Source organism: Streptoverticillium reticulum (assembly GCF_047456005.1).
Taxonomy (GTDB): Bacteria; Actinomycetota; Actinomycetes; order Streptomycetales; family Streptomycetaceae; genus Streptomyces; species Streptomyces reticulum.
Window position 1 is genome coordinate 6397974 of the sequence record NZ_CP179755.1, and the last position, 17027, is coordinate 6415000.

At 71.2% G+C, this 17027-nt stretch carries 18 protein-coding genes; 12 read left to right on the top strand and 6 right to left on the bottom strand.

The window, feature by feature from the left end:
• Positions 1 to 61 precede the first annotated feature (61 nt).
• Positions 62 to 1588 (bottom strand): streptophobe family protein, encoded by a 1527-nt coding sequence (locus ACMATS_RS29485; RefSeq protein WP_414169620.1) that lies wholly within the window; start codon positions 1586 to 1588, stop codon positions 62 to 64.
• A gap of 284 nt (positions 1589 to 1872) precedes the next feature.
• Here ACMATS_RS29485 and ACMATS_RS29490 point away from each other — a divergent pair, with 284 nt between their 5' ends.
• Positions 1873 to 4449 carry an FHA domain-containing protein gene (locus ACMATS_RS29490; protein WP_390777417.1) on the top strand — a complete coding sequence of 859 codons (2577 nt, stop codon included), beginning with the start codon at positions 1873 to 1875 and terminating at the stop codon, positions 4447 to 4449.
• A gap of 91 nt (positions 4450 to 4540) precedes the next feature.
• Here ACMATS_RS29490 and ACMATS_RS29495 read toward each other — a convergent pair whose 3' ends face one another.
• Complete coding sequence (locus ACMATS_RS29495) at positions 4541 to 5242, bottom strand: transglycosylase SLT domain-containing protein (RefSeq protein WP_414169621.1); 702 nt, start codon at positions 5240 to 5242, stop codon at positions 4541 to 4543.
• Between the two features lie 339 nt (positions 5243 to 5581).
• The gene (locus tag ACMATS_RS29500) at positions 5582 to 6280 is read right to left on the bottom strand and encodes a nitroreductase family protein (protein ID WP_390777415.1); all 699 of its coding nucleotides are present in this window, start codon (positions 6278 to 6280) and stop codon (positions 5582 to 5584) included.
• Between the two features lie 106 nt (positions 6281 to 6386).
• On the opposite strand from ACMATS_RS29500, the gene ACMATS_RS29505 reads away from it, so the two are divergent.
• The 4 genes from ACMATS_RS29505 (at position 6387) to ACMATS_RS29520 (ending at position 9179) form a co-directional block, all read left to right on the top strand.
• Entirely contained in the window at positions 6387 to 7532 is a 1146-nt protein-coding gene (locus ACMATS_RS29505; protein ID WP_390777414.1) for a GAF domain-containing sensor histidine kinase, read from the top strand.
• Between the two features lie 61 nt (positions 7533 to 7593).
• Positions 7594 to 8214, top strand: a complete 621-nt coding sequence (locus ACMATS_RS29510; RefSeq protein WP_391155573.1) for a response regulator — start codon at positions 7594 to 7596, stop codon at positions 8212 to 8214.
• A gap of 155 nt (positions 8215 to 8369) precedes the next feature.
• Positions 8370 to 8621 (top strand): chaplin, encoded by a 252-nt coding sequence (locus ACMATS_RS29515; protein WP_390777412.1) that lies wholly within the window; start codon positions 8370 to 8372, stop codon positions 8619 to 8621.
• A gap of 201 nt (positions 8622 to 8822) precedes the next feature.
• Positions 8823 to 9179, top strand: a complete 357-nt coding sequence (locus ACMATS_RS29520) for a chaplin (protein ID WP_390777411.1) — start codon at positions 8823 to 8825, stop codon at positions 9177 to 9179.
• A gap of 79 nt (positions 9180 to 9258) precedes the next feature.
• On the opposite strand, the gene ACMATS_RS29525 is transcribed toward ACMATS_RS29520, so the two are convergent.
• Entirely contained in the window at positions 9259 to 10065 is an 807-nt protein-coding gene (locus ACMATS_RS29525) for a hypothetical protein (protein ID WP_390777410.1), read from the bottom strand.
• A 109-nt stretch (positions 10066 to 10174) separates the two neighbouring features.
• Between ACMATS_RS29525 and ACMATS_RS29530 the strand changes: the two genes are divergently transcribed.
• The 4 genes from ACMATS_RS29530 to ACMATS_RS29545 all read left to right on the top strand — a co-directional run bounded on the left by ACMATS_RS29530 (position 10175) and on the right by ACMATS_RS29545 (position 13360).
• Entirely contained in the window at positions 10175 to 10966 is a 792-nt protein-coding gene (locus ACMATS_RS29530) for an ABC transporter ATP-binding protein (RefSeq protein WP_390777409.1), read from the top strand.
• Between the two features lie 67 nt (positions 10967 to 11033).
• A complete protein-coding gene (locus tag ACMATS_RS29535) occupies positions 11034 to 11456 on the top strand; it encodes an NfeD family protein (protein WP_390777408.1) in 423 nt (140 codons plus the stop codon).
• Positions 11457 to 11556: 100 nt separating this feature from the next.
• A complete protein-coding gene (locus tag ACMATS_RS29540) occupies positions 11557 to 12489 on the top strand; it encodes an SPFH domain-containing protein (RefSeq protein WP_336412347.1) in 933 nt (310 codons plus the stop codon).
• Between the two features lie 103 nt (positions 12490 to 12592).
• Positions 12593 to 13360 (top strand): sulfite exporter TauE/SafE family protein, encoded by a 768-nt coding sequence (locus ACMATS_RS29545; RefSeq protein ID WP_414169622.1) that lies wholly within the window; start codon positions 12593 to 12595, stop codon positions 13358 to 13360.
• Between the two features lie 66 nt (positions 13361 to 13426).
• Here the strand turns inward: ACMATS_RS29545 and ACMATS_RS29550 are convergent, their stop codons facing one another.
• Positions 13427 to 13918: an HNH endonuclease gene (locus ACMATS_RS29550; protein WP_390777406.1), complete on the bottom strand. Its 492-nt coding sequence runs from the start codon at positions 13916 to 13918 to the stop codon at positions 13427 to 13429.
• A 409-nt stretch (positions 13919 to 14327) separates the two neighbouring features.
• Positions 14328 to 14876: a YbhB/YbcL family Raf kinase inhibitor-like protein gene (locus ACMATS_RS29555; protein WP_414169623.1), complete on the bottom strand. Its 549-nt coding sequence runs from the start codon at positions 14874 to 14876 to the stop codon at positions 14328 to 14330.
• Positions 14877 to 14986: 110 nt separating this feature from the next.
• Here ACMATS_RS29555 and ACMATS_RS29560 point away from each other — a divergent pair, with 110 nt between their 5' ends.
• The 3 genes from ACMATS_RS29560 to ACMATS_RS29570 all read left to right on the top strand — a co-directional run bounded on the left by ACMATS_RS29560 (position 14987) and on the right by ACMATS_RS29570 (position 16647).
• Positions 14987 to 15424 (top strand): ribonuclease domain-containing protein, encoded by a 438-nt coding sequence (locus ACMATS_RS29560; protein ID WP_390777404.1) that lies wholly within the window; start codon positions 14987 to 14989, stop codon positions 15422 to 15424.
• The gene (locus tag ACMATS_RS29565; protein ID WP_414169624.1) at positions 15421 to 15852 is read left to right on the top strand and encodes a barstar family protein; all 432 of its coding nucleotides are present in this window, start codon (positions 15421 to 15423) and stop codon (positions 15850 to 15852) included. The genes ACMATS_RS29560 and ACMATS_RS29565 overlap by 4 nt, the downstream gene beginning before the upstream one ends.
• Before the next feature lie 96 nt (positions 15853 to 15948).
• Complete coding sequence (locus tag ACMATS_RS29570) at positions 15949 to 16647, top strand: DNA-3-methyladenine glycosylase (RefSeq protein WP_414169625.1); 699 nt, start codon at positions 15949 to 15951, stop codon at positions 16645 to 16647.
• Positions 16648 to 17027 lie beyond the last annotated feature (380 nt).

Genomic DNA, 17027 nt, shown 5'->3' on the forward strand with positions numbered 1-17027 from the left:
TCGCGCCCACGCGGCGGAGCCGCATCATCTGACAGCCCCGCGGCCCTTACGGGGCCCGGTTTTACGGGGCGCCCGGTGGAGGCGACGGCGGCGGGGTTTCGCCCGGTGGGCGGCGGGGCCTGCGGGGCGGGGGCATCGGCTGCCCCGTGCGGGTCGGGAGGTCGGACGGGGCCTCGCCGGGCGGATGCAGGTACGGGTTGGTGTCGCCGCTTGAGGGGCGGTACGACGAGGACGGGTGGTACGGGCCCGGCAGATGGGCCAGATCGGGGTACGTCCGTGCAGCACGGCTCCCGGGCGCGGAACGTACGGCCCTGCGGCCCGCCGTGCCCGTCACGCAGGCCAGCAGCGCCCCGACCGCCCCCGCGGCGCACCCCCAGAACGCCCCCAGCAGCAGCGCCGACGGCACACTTCCGGCCAGCTCCAGGCCGGCCCCGGCGGCGTCGATGCCCAGCACCGACAGACCGGCGTCCGCCGTCAGCCGGGTCGCCAGCACCAGCAGCGGCAGGGCCACGGCTGTGGCCGCCCCGAGCGACAGCGCGCACCGTCCCGCGAAGGCGGCGGTCCGTGCACCGTCGCGCGGGGTGCGGACGGCCGTGAGCACCCCGGCCGTCAGCATCAGAAGCACGCTCCCCACGGTCAGCAGCCACACCAGCGGATCCAGATCCGCGAGCCGGCCGACCGAAATCGCCGCGTCGGCCTGCCCCTTCAGTAGTTTGTCCAGCGGGTCGGGCAGCAGCTGCAGCAGCGATCCGCTCGCCGTGCCGCGCCAGGGCACGAGCAGGCCCAGGGGCACCCCGGTCCACACCCCGTTCGGCGCCCCCAGCAGCGCGGCCCCCAGCACCCGCCGGGGGTGGCCGTCGGCCGCGGCCGCGGCCACCGCCGCGGCCAGGCCCGCCACGACCGCCAGCACCAGCACCGTGCACACCGCCGAGGCCGCCGGGCGGACGCTGCGGTGCAGCGCGGACCAGGCCACCGGGAGCCGGGCCCGGCGGGAGGCCAGCACGGCGATCAGCAGGACGGCCAGCACCCACACCGCACCGCCGAGCAGCGAGGGCCCGGTGCGCACCGAGAAGCCGACCGAGGCCTTGGCCTTGGCGAGCCCGGAGATGCGGTCGGCCAGCCCGCCGCCGATGTTCCCGATGTCCCCCAGGCCCGGGATCTGCAGGCCCCCGCTGCCGCCCGTGGAGCCCAGCCCCATGCTGCTGCCGTCGAAGGTGACCGTGGACGATCCGGCCCAGGCCAGCCCGCCCAGCAGCAGGACGAACAGCAGGGCGACCGCGCCCGCCCGCGCGGCCAGTTCCGTGCCGCGCAGGGCGGCCCCGGCCGGGCGCAGGGAGCGGGCGAAGATGCCGCCGAGCAGCAGTGCCCCCACCAGACTCACGCCCAGTGGCGCGAAATCGATGGTGGTGTGCGCACCGGTGCCGGTCAGCCCGAAGGCCTCGACCGAGCCCGACGGAGTGACCGAGCCGCCGACCGCCAGCACGACCACGGCGGCGGTCATCGGCCCCAGCCGTCCCGCGGCGTCCGCCCCGAGCAGATGCAGACCGAGTGCCGCAATTCCCGCCATGGCGAGAAAAGCCCAGCTCACAGCCGCTATGGAAGTAAGGAGCAGATCTGCGCCGAAAGCTGCGCGCCTGCCACTGGTGATGGTCATTGCGCCCCCCGGTCCATACCAGTTGCCCGGATGCTGGTGATCCGTACCATCCATGGGCTGTTACTACTCTCCGGGCGACTTTCGGATCGGTCAACGGTGCCTGTTACACGGCTGCTTCAGTCCCCGACTTTCGGTCGGGGGACTGTGCCTGAAATAGTTCCTCCCGATGTTCGCCATCCCTAGACTCCCTGTGCAGGGGGCTCATCGGGGGACAAGTAGTGGGGCATGGAGTGCCGGAACTCGTACTGGAATTGAATGGACAGACCTGGACGCTCGATCCGTCCAGGTCGTACACCCTGGGTCGTGATCCGCAGGGTGACATGGTGCTGGAGGACGCCCGGGTGTCGTGGCGGCACGCCACCGTGCGCTGGGGCGGCCACAGTTGGGTCATCGAGGACCAGGGCAGCACCAACGGCACCTATGTGCAGGGCCAGCGCATCCATCACATGGAGATCGGCCCCGGCTCCGCCGTGCACCTCGGCAACGCCACCGACGGTCCGGTGATGCACCTGAGCGCGGCAGTGGCCGCGGCCCCGGCCGCGGACCTCTACAACGCGCAGACGGCCATGGCCGCGCCGCAGCAGCACCAGGCGTACCAGACGCCGGTGCAGCAGCCGGGTCACGACTGGGCCGCCCAGTCCCACCAGGCGCAGCACCCGCAGCAGTCCGGCTGGGTGCAGCCGCAGGCCCAGCAGCACCAGCAGCCGCAGGCCTACGTTCCGCAGCAGCAGGCGGCCCCGGCCGTGCAGCCGCAGCAGCCGTCCGCCGGTGCCGCGGGCGCGGCGCCCGCGCAGGGCGGCGACCGCAGCCCGACCAGCTTCCACCAGATGGCGGTCGGCCGGGTCATGCGCATCGGTCGTGCCCTGGACAACGAGCTGGTCGTCTCCGACCTCCAGGTCTCCCGCCACCACGCGGAGTTCCGGGCCACCAGCGACGGCCGCTTCGAGATCGTCGACCTCGGCAGCCACAACGGCACCTTCGTCAACGGTCAGCCGGTCAGCCGGCAGATCATCGGCCCCCACGACACCGTCGGCGTCGGCCACTCCACCTTCCGCCTCGTCGGCGACCGGCTGGAGGAGTTCGTCGACACCGGCGACGTCTCCTTCTCCGCGCGCCACCTGACCGTCACGGTCGACGGCGGCAAGCAGATCCTCAAGGACGTCTCCTTCGGCGTCCCGGAGAAGTCGCTGATCGCCGTCATCGGCCCGTCCGGCTCCGGCAAGTCCACCCTGCTCAAGGCGCTCACGGGCTACCGCCCCGCCAACCAGGGCGACGTCCTCTACGACAACCGGAACCTCTACAAGCAGTTCGCCGAGCTGCGCCAGCGCATCGGTCTGGTCCCGCAGGACGACATCCTGCACAAGGAGCTCACCGTCCGGAAGGCGCTGCGCTACGCGGCCAAGCTCCGCTTCCCCGGCGACACCGCGCCCGCCGAGCGCGAGGCCCGCATCGACGAGGTGCTGCGCGAGCTCAAGCTCGACATCCACAAGGACAAGAAGGTCACCGCCCTCTCCGGCGGCCAGCGCAAGCGCGTCTCGGTCGCCCTGGAGTTGCTGACCAAGCCGTCGCTGATCTTCCTGGACGAGCCGACCTCCGGCCTCGACCCGGGCATGGACCGCGACGTCATGCAGCTGCTGCGCGGCCTGGCCGACGACGGCCGCACCGTCCTGGTGGTCACGCACTCCGTGGCGGAGCTGGCGCTCTGCGACAAGCTGCTGGTCATGGCGCCCGGCGGTTCGGTCGCCTACTTCGGCCCGCCGGAGGAGGCGCTCAACTTCTTCGGCTACGAGACCTGGGCCGACGTCTTCTCGGCCTTCGAGAACTACCGCGACTACGACTGGGCGGGCCGCTGGAAGGGCTCGCAGCACTACCAGATGTACGCGGCCGACATCGACGCCGTCGCCCCGCAGTCCGTGCACGTCCAGCCGCAGAGCCCGCCGAAGGCGCAGAGCTGGGGCTCGCAGCTGTGGACGCTGATGCGCCGCTACGTCTCGGTCATCGCCTCCGACCGCGGCTTCATCGGCCTGATGCTCGTGCTCCCCGCGGTGCTCGGCGGCGTGAGCTGTGTGATCCCCTCCGACTACGGCCTCGGCGCCCCGGACCCACGGCACTTCAACCAGGACGCCGGCACGATCATGCTGATCCTCGCGGTCGGCATGTGCTTCTCGGGCGCCGCCAACTCCGTCCGAGAACTGATCAAGGAACGGGTGATCTACGAACGGGAACGGGCCGTCGGCCTCTCCCGCTCCGCGTACCTGATGTCCAAGGTCATCGTCCTCGGACTGATCACCGCCCTGCAGGGCGTCATCATCTCCGCCATCGGCTTCTCGATCCGCAAGATGCCGAAGGAGGGCGTGATCCTCAAGAGCCTTCCGGCCGTCGAGCTGTGCCTGGTGATCATCGCGCTCGGCTTCACGTCGATGATGATCGGCCTCGTGATCTCCTCGCTGGTGAAGACCGCCGAGAAGACCATGCCGCTGCTGGTCATGTTCGCCATCGTCCAGGTGGTGTTCACCGGCATCATGTTCAAGATCTACGACTCGCCGGGCGTCGAGCAGGTCGCCTGGCTGATGCCCTCCCGCTGGGCGATCGGCGCCGCCGCCGCGACGCTGGACCTGTCGCACATCATGGCGCCGATGGACAAGAGCAACCACGACAACCTCGACCCGCTCTGGACGCACAGCGCCGCGCAGTGGGGCATCGACGTGGTCGTGCTCATCGCGCTCGGAGTGATCTGCGGATTCGCGGTCTCGCGCCTGCTGCGCCGTCACGAGCCGGAAGTCATGCGCAAGTGACGATTGCTCACGTATAACGCCGGAGGGCGGTGTTCCCGAATATCGGGAACACCGCCCTCCGGCGTTTCTGCGGCCGTGCCGAAGAAAAGGATCAGTAGGCCGAGTTCACGTTGTCCATCGAACCGTAGACCTTGGCCGCGTAATTGCAGGCGGCGGTGATGTTGGCGACCGGGTCGTAGATGTTCCAGGACGTGCCGTCGACGTGGTACGCCTTGAAGGTCGGGTCGATCACCTGCAGCAGGCCCTTCGAGGGGGTGCCGGCGACAGCGTTGGAGTCCCAGTTGTTGACGGCGTTGGGGTTGCCCGTCGACTCCCGCATGACATTGCGGTAGATGCCGTTGTAGGTGCCGGGGATGCCCTTGGCGGCCATGATGTCCAGGGCCTCGCGGATCCAGCCGTCCAGGTTGTTGGCGTAGGCCTTGGGGGCCGGGGCGACGGGCGTGGCCTGGACCGGCTTGCGCTCCTCGGAACGGCTCGCGGCCTGCTGCTCGGCGTGCTCCTTGTCGGCCTTGGCCTTCGCCTCGTCGTCGGCCTTCTTCTTGGCCTCGGCGGCGGTCTTGGCCTGCGCGGCGGCGGAGTCCGACTGCTTGTTCAGCTCGTCCTGCTGGGTCTCGCCGAAGGCCGAGGTGTTCCAGGCGACCTGCTTGACGCCGATCGACTGCGCGTCGCTCTTGGCGTCGGCGGTCGGCACGAGCGCGAAGGCCAGAGCGGCGGCGCCCGCGGCGGCGACGCCGGCGGCGGAGAACTTGTGGACCTTGGTCAGGCGGGTATAACCAGAGATGGGGGAGCGCATAGTGAGCTGAACCTCTTCCGATCGCGTGAGCCGCAGCGGCCGTTTTTTGGGCTGAAAAAACAGCGCCGCGTCTCTCGACGGCGCCGTGCGACGGGGGAAATTCTTAGCGCTCGCAAAATGCTGTGGCAAAGGTGTGACGTACTATCCCGCTTCGTTGCAGAGGGGGCTGCCGACGCCCCGGCAAACCTGTCCGGCCCCTGTGTGCGCCGCCGCTTACGGCGGGCTTATGCCTCCACTAGGCAGGTTCGTAAGTGATCTGCGTCCCATGAGCGGGCTCACACCGGGACCCCTGGGGGATCACCCGGTGTGAGCGCCGCGGTGCACTCCGTGGGGACGGGCTCAGACCTCCACCAGCACCTGGTCCAGGCTCTTGCGCACCAGGTCCGGCACCTCGCAGTCCGCCGCCGGATAGCCGACGGGGATCACCGCGAAGGCCTTCTCGTTCACCGGCCGCCCCAGCACCTCCGCCAGGAACCGCATCGGGCTCGGCGTGTGCACCAGCGCCGCCAGCCCCGACAGGTGCAGCGCCGAGAGCAGCATCCCGACCGCGATGCCGACCGACTCGTCCACGTAGTAGTGCTTGCGCCGCTCGCCGTCCGCGCCGAGCCAGTAGCGCTGCTGGAAGACCACGATCAGCGCCGGGGCGTCCGTCAGGTGCGGCTTGACCTCGTCCGTGCCCAGCGGGCGCAGCGCCGCCAGCCACTCCTCGCCCAGCCGCCCCTCGTAGGAGACGCGTTCCTCCTCCTCGGCGGCCGCCCGGATCCGCCGCCGCACCTCCGGGTCCTTCACCAGCACGAACGTCCACGGCTGCTGGTGCGCTCCGGACGGCGCCGTGGCCGCGCACGCGATCGCGTCCCGCACGACCTGATCGGGCACGGGGTCGGCGGAGAACCGCCGGACGGTCCTGCGCCGGTCCATCCGCTCGCGCAGCTCCGCGGCCCGCACGAGGGACTCGGCGGCGGGCATCCGCGCGGGCCGGTAGGGCACCGGCCGGTAGGGCTCGCCATGGATGGGTGTCCACTGCATCGGTGACGTCATGGCCCGAGTCTGGCCCGCGCGGGCCTTTCGGCCTAGGCCCCGGGTCCCGGCCGCAGGCCGCCGCCGGGCCGATCCGCCGTGAGTGACCCGTGGGTACGGTGAGGCCATGACCACTGGCCCACGCTCCGGACTGACCGCCGTGAGCAGCGCCCTCCTCGCCATGAGCCGGCATCTGGAGGTGCGCGACGTCCTGCACACGATCGTCGCCTCGGCCCGCGAACTCCTCGACGCCGAGTACGCGGCGCTCGGCGTCCCCGACGACCACGGCGGCTTCGCCCAGTTCGTCGTGGACGGCATCAGCGACGAGCAGTGGAAGGCCATCGGCCCGCTGCCCCGCCAGCACGGCATCCTCGCCGCCATGCTCCAGGAGGCCACCCCGCAGCGCCTGGCGGACGTCCGCCTCGACCCCCGCTTCGAGGGCTGGCCCGCCGCCCACCCCGACATGTCCGACTTCCTCGGCATGCCCGTCGCCGACGGCGACGAGATCCTGGGCGCGATCTTCCTGGCGAACAAGCGCTGCCCCAAGCCGGCCGGCGGCTGCGGCTTCACCGCCGAGGACGAGGAACTGCTGCGCGTCCTCGCCCAGCACGCCGCCATAGCCCTCACCAACGCCCGCCTCTACGAGCGCAGCCGCGAACTGACCATCGCCGGGGAACGGTCCCGCCTCGCGCACGAGCTGCACGACGCCGTCTCCCAGAAGCTCTTCTCCCTGCGGCTGACCGCCCAGGCCGCCACCGCCCTCGTGGACCGCGACCCGGCCCGTGCCAAGGAGGAGCTGCACGAGGTCGCCCGGCTCGCCGCCGAGGCGGCCGACGAACTGCGCGCCGCCGTCGTGGAACTGCGCCCCGCCGGGCTGGACGAGGACGGACTCGTCGCCACCCTGCGCACCCAGATCAAGGTCCTCGACCGGGCCCACACCGCCCGCGTCACCTTCACCTCCCGCGGCGTACGGGCCCTGCCGGCCGCCCAGGAGGAGGCACTGCTGCGCGTGGCCCAGGAGGCCCTGCACAACGCGCTGCGCCACTCCGGCGCCGGCACCGTCGAGGTCACCCTGGCCCGCTGCGGCCAGGGCGCGGCCCTGCGGGTGGCGGACGACGGGCAGGGCTTCGACCCGTCCGCCGTCCGCCGGGCCGGACGGCACCTGGGCCTGGTCTCCATGCGGGACCGGGCGGGCGGGGTCGGCGGCCGGCTGACCGTTGTCTCGGAGCCCGGCAAGGGCACCACGATCGAAATGGAGGTGCCCGGTGGCTGAGGACCGTGCATCCGGCTGGGGGTCCGGGGGTTGCCCCCCGGAGAAAAGCAGCATCCGTGTACTGCTGGTGGACGACCACCAGGTGGTCCGCCGGGGGCTGCGGACGTTCCTGGAGGTCCAGGACGACATCGAGGTGGTCGGAGAGGCCGCCGACGGCGCCGAGGGTGTGGAGCGCGCCGAGGAACTGCGCCCCGACGTCGTCCTCATGGACGTGAAGATGCCGGGCATGGACGGCATCGAGGCGCTGCGCAGGCTGCGGGAGCTGGAGCACCCGGCCCGGGTGCTGGTCGTCACCAGCTTCACCGAGCAGCGCACCGTGATCCCCGCCCTGCGGGCCGGGGCGGCGGGCTACGTCTACAAGGACGTGGACCCCGACGCGCTCGCCGGCGCCATCCGGTCCGTGCACGCCGGGCACGTCCTGCTGCAGCCCGAGGTGGCCGGGGCCCTGCTGTCGCAGGACGAGGGCGGCAACGGGCAGGGGAGAGGCAATGCGCTCACCGAACGGGAGCGCGAGGTGCTGGCCCTGATCGCGGACGGCCGGTCCAACCGGGAGATCGCCCGGGCCCTGGTGCTGTCGGAGAAGACCGTCAAGACGCACGTCTCCAACATCCTCATGAAACTCGACCTCGCCGACCGCACACAGGCGGCCCTCTGGGCCGTCCGCCAGGGGCTGGGCGCCTGACGGGGGTCGTAGCGGAACGTCACGTTCTGATCGGCGGTTCATGCGGTCGTGTGATAACCCGTCCGGGGGCGCAACTCGACCGGCGGCGGCCCGTTCTCCATGGCGTAACCGCGGCGGCTGGCCGTGGCGAAAGCTCCAGGAAGGTCACAGGAAGAGTGAAGAACATGAAGAAGGCCGCTGCTGTCACCATCGCTGCTGGCGGCCTTGCCCTCATGGGTGCCGGTATCGCCTCCGCCCACGGCGCCGGGCACGTCGGTGCCGAGGCCGTGGCGAAGGACTCCCCCGGTGTCGTCTCGGGCAACGTCCTCCAGGCCCCCGTCGAGGTCCCGGTGAACGTCTGCGGCAACACGATCAACGTGGTCGGCCTGCTGAACCCGGCGCACGGCAACCTCTGCGTCAACGAGTAAGGCCCCCCGAGGCCCGGCTCGTCCGCCGGTCGTCCCCGCTCCCTCCCAGGGCGGGGCCGACCGGCGGATTCTGAGGTGAGTCAATCGTCCGAACGAGGGCAAATACCGCCGACGGCCGTGCCGTCGGCGGCACAGTGGCGTTCATCAGTGCACGGCCCCCATGGCTGGGGTCGACAGGTCTCAGCAAAAGGAAGACACCTTATGAACAGAGCCACGAAGGCCGCCCTCGTTCTGGCCGCAGCAGGCGCTGCCGTCACCGCTTCCGTCGGCGCAGCCTTTGCCACCGGCGGCGGGCCCGGCGGTGCGGGCGCAGTCGGGGTCGCGAAGGGCTCGCCCGGTGTCATCTCGGGCAACGTCATCCAGCTTCCGATCCAGATCCCGATCAACCTGTGCGGCAACAGCATCGACATCGTGGGGCTGCTCAACCCGACCTTCGGCAACACGTGCGTCAACGCGGAGATGGAGGAGGAGCACCACGAGGTGCGCCACATCCACGTCCACCACGAGGGCCATCACCATGAGGGCCGTCACCACGAGGGCGAGGACCACGAGGACTGACCCTCGCGTCACTCCGTCGGCACACAGGAGAGGCCCCGCGGACATCGGTCCGCGGGGCCTTCCGCTGTCTCCGGGGTGGTCAGTGCCTCCCGCGCTCCCGCTCCTCCACCGGCGCGTTGTACGCGGCCACCTGGGCCCGCCGGGCCGTGCGCTCCACCGGTCGCAGCGCCGCGGCGCGTGCCGCGATCTCCGAGGCGCTCACCGCGCCGCCGTGCTCCCGGCCCTCGCGGTCGCCGGGCTCGTACGCGATGGACACCAGCGCGCTCACCCGCTGCGCCAGCTCCAGCACCCGTACCGCCCGCGGCGGATAGCCCGGGGCGAGCACCTCGCGGCCCGCCTCCGCCCGCGCCCGGTAGGCCTCCAGGGCGGCCTGTGCGACCGGCCCCGAGCCCGCGACGTCGAGCCGGGTGAGCACCTCGGTCGCCTCGCGCAGCGCCTCGGCCAGCTCGCGCTCGGCCTCCCCGAGCGAGGGCACGTCCGCGGGGGGCGCCTCCCGCACGGGCAGGCAGTGCCAGACCACCTCCACGTGCACATCGCCCGCGGGCCCGGCCTCGGACACCTCCGGCACGAGCCCGAGCGCCACGCCCGAGACGACGACGGCCTCCTCGGCCTCCATGGCACGGGCATTGAACTCCGGCGGCCCGCTGAGCCCCAGCGGGTGCCCCGGCACCGGCAGCGCCAGGCGCAGCCCGGTGGCGCCGAGCGCCCGCAGCCGGCCGAGCGCGAGGGTCAGGCCGACCGGGCCGGATTCCCCGGGCAGTCCGGCGACGCGGTGGACGGAGTCGTCCCCGGTGATGTGGTGTGCCGCATCATCGGGCGCGACAAACCCGGCAAGGAGGGCGTTTCCCCACGCGGCGAGCCGCCCTGAGCGATGTTCGACGAGCATGCCCCCAGCCTAAGGACTGGCACCCTCGACCGGTGGCGTAGGTTTTCCTCGGGGGCTGCGTCCACAGGCGCAAGCGACGATCGAGACTGCAATGGGAGACAACGCGCTCATGAGCGAAGTGCTGGAACTGGTGGACGTATCCGTGGTCCGCGAGGGCCGGGCTCTGGTGGACCAGGTCTCCTGGTCGGTCAAGGAGGGCGAGCGCTGGGTCATCCTCGGCCCCAACGGCGCCGGCAAGACCACCCTCCTCAATGTCGCCTCCAGCTACCTCTTCCCGACCAAGGGCACGGCCACGATCCTCGGCGAGAGGCTCGGCTCCGTCGACGTCTTCGAGCTGCGCCCGCGCATCGGCGTGGCCGGCATCGCCCTCGCCGACAAGCTGCCGCGCAGCCAGACCGTGCTGCAGACGGTCCTCACCGCCGCCTACGGCATGACCGCCACCTGGCAGGAGGACTACGAGGAGGTCGACGAGCGGCGCGCCCGCGCGTTCCTCGACGTGCTCGGCATGACGGACCACCTGGACCGGAAGTTCGGCACCCTCTCCGAGGGCGAGCGCAAGCGCACCCTGATCGCCCGCGCGATGATGACCGACCCCGAGCTGCTGATGCTCGACGAGCCCGCCGCGGGCCTCGACCTCGGCGGCCGCGAGGACCTCGTCCGCCGCCTCGGCCGCCTCGCCCGCGACCCCCTCGCGCCCTCGATGCTCATGGTCACCCACCACGTCGAGGAGATCGCCCCCGGCTTCACCCACGTCCTGATGATCCGTCAGGGCAAGGTGCTCGCCGCCGGCCCCATCGAGCTCGAGCTCACCTCCCGCAACCTCTCCCACTGCTTCGGCCTCCCGCTGGTCGTCGAGCGCAACGGAGACCGCTGGACCGCCCGGGGCCTGCCGCTCTCCTGACCCCCGTCCGCCCGGCCACCGGCCCGCGCTCTGTCCCGGGCGCGGGCCGCACGCCTACCATGACCACGTGGACACATGGGTGTGGTGGCTCGTGGCCGCCGTCGGACTGGGCATTCCGCTGATCGTGACCGCGCTGCCCGAGTTCGGCATGCTGGCCGCCGGGGCCGTCGCCGCCGCCGTCACCTCGAAGCTGGGCGGCGGCACCGTGATCCAGTTCGTGGTCTTCGCGGTCGTCTCCGTCGCCCTCATCGCCGTCGTCCGCCCCATCGCCAACCGGCACCGCGACCGGCGGCCCGAGCTGGCGACCGGCATCGAGGCCCTGAAGGGCCGTCAGGCGACCGTGCTGGAAAGGGTCGACGGCGCCGGGGGCCGCATCAAGCTCGCGGGCGAGATCTGGTCCGCCCGCTCCTTCGACACCGAGCGGAGCTACGAGGTGGGCCAGCAGGTCGACGTCATCGAGATCGACGGTGCGACAGCCGTGGTGATGTGACCGGGATGTGAGCCCAACGCCTGCACACGGGCACCGGATCTGAAAGACTCCGCATCACGATCAAAGACCGCGATCAACGACCAAGGCGTGGGGAGCCTCGATGGAACCGATCATCATCGTCCTGATCATCCTGGTGGTGCTCGTCTTCATCGCCCTCATGAAGACGGTCCAGGTCATCCCGCAGGCCAGCGCCGCCATCGTCGAGCGCTTCGGCCGCTACACGCGCACCCTCAACGCCGGCCTGAACATCGTCGTCCCCTTCATCGACTCCATCCGCAACCGGATCGACCTCCGCGAGCAGGTCGTCCCGTTCCCCCCGCAGCCGGTGATCACCCAGGACAACCTGGTCGTCAACATCGACACCGTCATCTACTACCAGGTGACCGACGCCCGGGCCGCCACCTACGAGGTCTCCAGCTTCATCCAGGCCATCGAGCAGCTCACCGTCACCACCCTGCGCAACATCATCGGCGGCATGGACCTGGAGCGCACCCTCACCTCCCGCGAGGAGATCAACGCCGCCCTGCGCGGCGTCCTCGACGAGGCCACCGGCAAGTGGGGCATCCGCGTCAACCGCGTCGAGCTCAAGGCCATCGAGCCGCCCACCTCCATCCAGGACTCGATGGAGAAGCAGATGCGCGCCGACCGTGACAAGCGCGCCGCCATCCTCACCGCCGAGGGCATCCGCCAGTCCCAGATCCTCACCGCGGAGGGCGAGAAGCAGTCCGCCATCCTGCGCGCCGAGGGCGAGGCCCGCGCCGCAGCACTCCGCGCCGAGGGCGAGGCCCAGGCGATCCGCACCGTCTTCGAGTCCATCCACGCGGGCGACCCCGACGAGAAGCTGCTCTCCTACCAGTACCTCCAGATGCTCCCCAAGATCGCCGAGGGCGACGCCAACAAGCTCTGGATCGTGCCCAGCGAGATCGGCGACGCCCTCAAGGGCCTCAGCGGCGCCGTCGGCAACTTCGGCCCGATGGGCGGCGCGAAGCTGACCAAGGAGACCCCGCGCCGCGAAGAGCCGCCGATCGACTGACCAGCGCAGGCGCTTCCCCCGGCCTCCTTCCTGATCCATGATCAGTGCGGCCCCCCGACCTCTCACGGCGGGGAGGCGACACACTGATCAGAAGGAGATGGCCTTGTCCATCTGGGAAGCACTCGCGGTCTTCGCCGCCGGTATCGGCGCGGGCACCATCAACGTCATCGTCGGCTCGGGCACCCTCCTCACCTTCCCGGTGCTCCTCGCCACCGGACTGCCGCCGGTCACCGCCAACGTCTCCAACACCCTCGGCCTCGTCACCGGCAACATCAGCGGCGTCGTCGGCTACCGCCGTGAACTGCGCGGACAGGGCCGCCGCATCGCGCTCTTCGGCACCACCGCACTCGTCGGCGGCCTCACCGGCGCCGTCCTGCTGCTCGCGCTGCCGTCGAAGGCCTTCGACACCATCGTGCCGGCCCTCATCGGCCTCGCCCTCGTGCTCGTCGTCCTGCAGCCCCGCCTCGCCCGCGCCCTCGCCCGCCGCCACGAGCGCAACGGCACCGCCGCCCCCACCGACGGCGGGCCCGCCCTGCTCATAGGCCTCCTGCTGGCCGGCGCCTACGGCGGCTACTTCGGGGCCGCCCAGGGCGTCATGCACCTCTCGCTCATGGGCCTGCTGCTCAGCGACCACCTGCAGCGCATCAACGCCCTCAAGAACGTCCTCGCGCTCATCGTCAACGGCGTGGCCGCGCTGTTCTTCCTCTGCGTCGCCCACTTCGACTGGCAGGCCGTCCTGCTCATCGCCGCCGGCTCCACGCTCGGCGGCCAGCTCGGCGCCAGGATCGGCCGCCGCCTCCCGCCCACCGCGCTGCGCGGAGTCATCGTCGCGGTGGGCATCGTGGCAATCGCCCAGATGCTGCTCAGGTAGGGGCAGCGCCCCGATGGGGCGCGGGGAACTGCGCGAGAAACCCCCACCGGCCCGCAGCCGAAGCACTCACGCCACGGCCGGAAGCCAGTCCCCCTCCTGCAGGCCGAGCGCCAGCACCAACGCATCGGCGGGCGTCGGCTCGAACGGACGGCTCAGCAGCCGCATCCCCGCCTGCTCCGGAGTGCGGTCCGCCTTGCGGTGGTTGTCCGCCGCACAGGCGGCGACCGTATTCAGCCAGGTGTCCTGGCCCCCGTGCGACCGCGGCACCACATGGTCGACCGTGGTCGCACGCTGCCCGCAGTACGCGCACCGGTGCCGGTCACGCACCAGCACCCCGCGCCGCGACCACGGCGCCCGTTGTCGGAACGGCACTCGTACGTACCGGCAGAGTCTGATCACTTGGGGCACCGGTATCTCCACCGCCGACCCCCGCACCCGCAGCCCGGGGTGCGCCCGCTCCACAACGGCCTTGCCCTGCAGGACGAGCACCACCGCACGCCGCAGTGAAACCGTCGCCAACGGCTCGAAGCTCGCATTGAGCACCAGCGTCTCCCGCATCCCGTCCACCTCCCGGACCGCTCTTCACCCCCGCGGCAAAGATGGCTCAACTCTGCCGGGGCAGTGGGACGGGAACAACGCAATTTCGTTACGGGAAAGGGAAGTTGATCGTCACGGGACGCCGACGTGAAGAGGCGGCGACGCATGGGGAAACGGGGGAACGCTCCGGGCCCTTCCCCCGTGCGAAACGCGGGCCCGGAGCGCACGGCAGCGGACGCGGCCACCCGGTCCCGGAGAACCGGCCTCCGGCAGACGGCCGACGCACGGCACGCGCGCGCCCCGCCGCCCCCGCCACTGCGGTGTCCGCTGCCCGACGGCCCGGAAAGAAGCCGTCAGCCATGCACCACTGTGCGATCCGGAGCAGCGGGGCGCAACGGAATTTCCGGTCGCCGCAGCCCGCGAACGGCCGTCAGCCGTTCGCGGGGTTCTCGTACTCGCCGATCAGCTGCGCCCGGGCCAGCGCATGGAACCGCAGGTTGAAGCCCACGACCGCCGGCGAGGCGGCCTCGTCCGGCCCCAGCTTCTCCTTGTCGACCGCGTACACCGTGAAGACATAGCGGTGCGAACCGTCCCCGGGCGGCGGCGCGGCACCGCCGAAGTCCCGCGTCCCGTAGTCGTTCCGCACGTGCACCGCGCCCGCCGGCAGCCCCTTCATCTCCCCGCTCCCGGCGCCCGCCGGCAGTTCGGTCACGTCCGCCGGGACGTCGAAGAGCACCCAGTGCCAGAAGCCGCTCCCGGTCGGCGCGTCCGGGTCGAAACACGTCACCGCAAAGCTCTTCGTGCCCTCCGGGAAGCCCTCCCAGCGCAGGTGCGGCGAGACGTTGCCCCCGCTGAAGACCTGATCGCTCCTGAGCGTCGCCCCCGGGCTCACGTCATCACTGACCACCGTGAACGACGGCACCGGCGGATGGAAATCGTGGGGCAGCGGCCGCCGGTTCTGCTCGGATACGCCTGACACGCAGGACACCTCCTGTACGCGCGGGTAGATGAGAGTGCCAGCCTAACGAGGGCATGTCGGTAACGGCTGCGACCATACGAGGTGTGCATCGAAGTGTGTATAGAAGTGTCATGCGCGCACTGACCGCGCTCCTCGCCGGAGCCGTGCTGCTGCTCCTGCCCGCCTGCTCCTCCCACAGCGGCCACCAGGCGGACAAGTCCTCGTCCGCGTCCCACTCCCGTACGACGGCGCCTCAGCAGCCGTCCGGCGGAACGCCGTCGTGGGCCAAGGGCATGAAGACCGTCACCGAGGACAAGCTGCCCCCCGAGGCACGCCGTACCCTCGAACTCATCAAGAAGGGCGGCCCTTTCCCGTACGACAGGGACGGCATCGTCTTCGGCAACTACGAGAACCAGCTGCCCAAGCAGACCCGCGGCTACTACCACGAGTACACGGTCCCCACCCCGGGCGCCGGCAACCGCGGTGCCCGCCGCATCATCACCGGCAGCCACGACGAGCGCTACTACACCGACGACCACTACAAAACCTTCGAGGCGGTGGTGCAATGACCGGCCCCCTGCCCGCTCCAGGGCTCCCCGCACTCCTCAACGGACCCACCCGGCCGGGCGTCTACCGGCTCCCGCCCTCCGATTCCCCCGCCCACGTCGCCGCGGCGGCCGCCGAGGCCGACTGGCGGGTGGCCCGCCTGCGCCTCGAAGGAGTCCAGGACAAGACGGCCTTCCTCGAGCGGTGCGCGGCCGAACTCGACCTCCCCGAATGGTTCGGCCGCAACTGGGACGCCCTCGCCGACTGTCTGATGGACCTGTCCTGGTGGCGCGAGACCGGCAAGTTCCGCGGCTACCTGCTGATCGCCGAGGACTGGGACGCCTTCGCCAAGGCCGCCCCCGGCGCCGCCCGCACGGCGGAATCGGTGCTCGCCGACGCGGTGGACTTCTGGGCGGACCGGGAGGCGCCCCTGACCGTCCTCCTGTCGTGACGGCTCCGACGACGACCCGGCGGGGCGCGCCCTCCGCGGCATCCAGATGCCGTGCGCGCCCCGCCGGGTCACCGGAGTCCACTACGCTCGAGCGGCATGATCCCCGCGCCTGACCGCACGCCGCTCGACCGGGACTTCTTCGACCGCCCCGTCCTGGAGGTCGCCCCGGAACTGCTCGGCCGCACTCTGGTCCGTACGACCCCCGAGGGGCCGATCGAGCTCCGCATCACGGAGGTCGAGGCCTACGCGGGAGAGGCCGACCCGGGCTCGCACGCCTACCGCGGCCGTACCGAGCGGAATGCATCGATGTTCGGACCCCCGGGCCATGCGTACGTCTACTTCATCTACGGCATGTGGTTCAGTCTCAACCTCGTCTGCGGCCCCGAGGGCACTGCGAGCGGCGTCCTGCTGCGCGGGGGCGAGGTGATCCGGGGCGCGGACCTCGCCCGCAAGCACCGCCCCAAGGCCAGGGCCGACCGAGAACTCGCCCAGGGCCCGGCCCGCCTCGCCACGGCACTCGACATCGACCGCTCCCTCAACGGCACCGACGTCTGCGCAGGCCCGGGAGCCCCGCTCCGCATCCTCGCCGGCCACCTCGTTCCCCGCCCCCGCATCCGCAGCGGTCCCCGCACCGGGGTCGGCGGCGACGGCGCGGCACACCCCTGGCGCTTCTGGGCCGACGGCGACCCGACGGTCAGCCCCTACCGGGCCCATGTGCCGCGCAACCGCGGCCAGAAGGCAGAGCAGGGGACGGAGCAGAGGACGGAGAAGACGCCACGGACGAGCCGCGCTTGAGCGGTGCTTGACTCCGCGGCCACGAGGGCCTAACGTAGCCCGAGCCGCTTGAGCCGGGCTGCGCCGTCGTGCGTGTCCGATGAGCGGCACAATCACTACTCACGAGGAACTCCCCGGATCGGGGTCCTGTTTCGCTGTGCCGAAATGGGGATTCGATCGGCTCGATTATGAGCGGGACGGGAAATCCGCTAACGTAGTGGCCACCCCCCTCCGACGGGGAATCGGAAACGAATTCGAGCCGGGAACGGCACGGAAAAGGATCTGATAGAGTCGGAAACAACGAAGGGAAGCGCCCGGAGGAAAGCCCGAGAGGGTGAGTACAAAGGAAGCGTCCGTTCCTTGAGAACTCAACAGCGTGCCAAAAGTCAACGCCAGACTAT

Excerpts from the sequence above, each read along its gene's own strand:
- ACMATS_RS29495 (WP_414169621.1), bottom strand. The coding sequence starts at position 5,242 with ATGCGCTCCCCCATCTCTGGTTATACCCGCCTGACCAAGGTCCACAAG.
- ACMATS_RS29500 (WP_390777415.1), bottom strand. The coding sequence starts at position 6,280 with ATGACGTCACCGATGCAGTGGACACCCATCCATGGCGAGCCCTACCGG.
- ACMATS_RS29505 (WP_390777414.1), top strand. The coding sequence starts at position 6,387 with ATGACCACTGGCCCACGCTCCGGACTGACCGCCGTGAGCAGCGCCCTC.
- ACMATS_RS29520 (WP_390777411.1), top strand. The coding sequence starts at position 8,823 with ATGAACAGAGCCACGAAGGCCGCCCTCGTTCTGGCCGCAGCAGGCGCT.
- ACMATS_RS29525 (WP_390777410.1), bottom strand. The coding sequence starts at position 10,065 with ATGCTCGTCGAACATCGCTCAGGGCGGCTCGCCGCGTGGGGAAACGCC.
- ACMATS_RS29530 (WP_390777409.1), top strand. The coding sequence starts at position 10,175 with ATGAGCGAAGTGCTGGAACTGGTGGACGTATCCGTGGTCCGCGAGGGC.
- ACMATS_RS29540 (WP_336412347.1), top strand. The coding sequence starts at position 11,557 with ATGGAACCGATCATCATCGTCCTGATCATCCTGGTGGTGCTCGTCTTC.
- ACMATS_RS29550 (WP_390777406.1), bottom strand. The coding sequence starts at position 13,918 with ATGCGGGAGACGCTGGTGCTCAATGCGAGCTTCGAGCCGTTGGCGACG.
- ACMATS_RS29560 (WP_390777404.1), top strand. The coding sequence starts at position 14,987 with ATGCGCGCACTGACCGCGCTCCTCGCCGGAGCCGTGCTGCTGCTCCTG.
- ACMATS_RS29565 (WP_414169624.1), top strand. The coding sequence starts at position 15,421 with ATGACCGGCCCCCTGCCCGCTCCAGGGCTCCCCGCACTCCTCAACGGA.
- ACMATS_RS29570 (WP_414169625.1), top strand. The coding sequence starts at position 15,949 with ATGATCCCCGCGCCTGACCGCACGCCGCTCGACCGGGACTTCTTCGAC.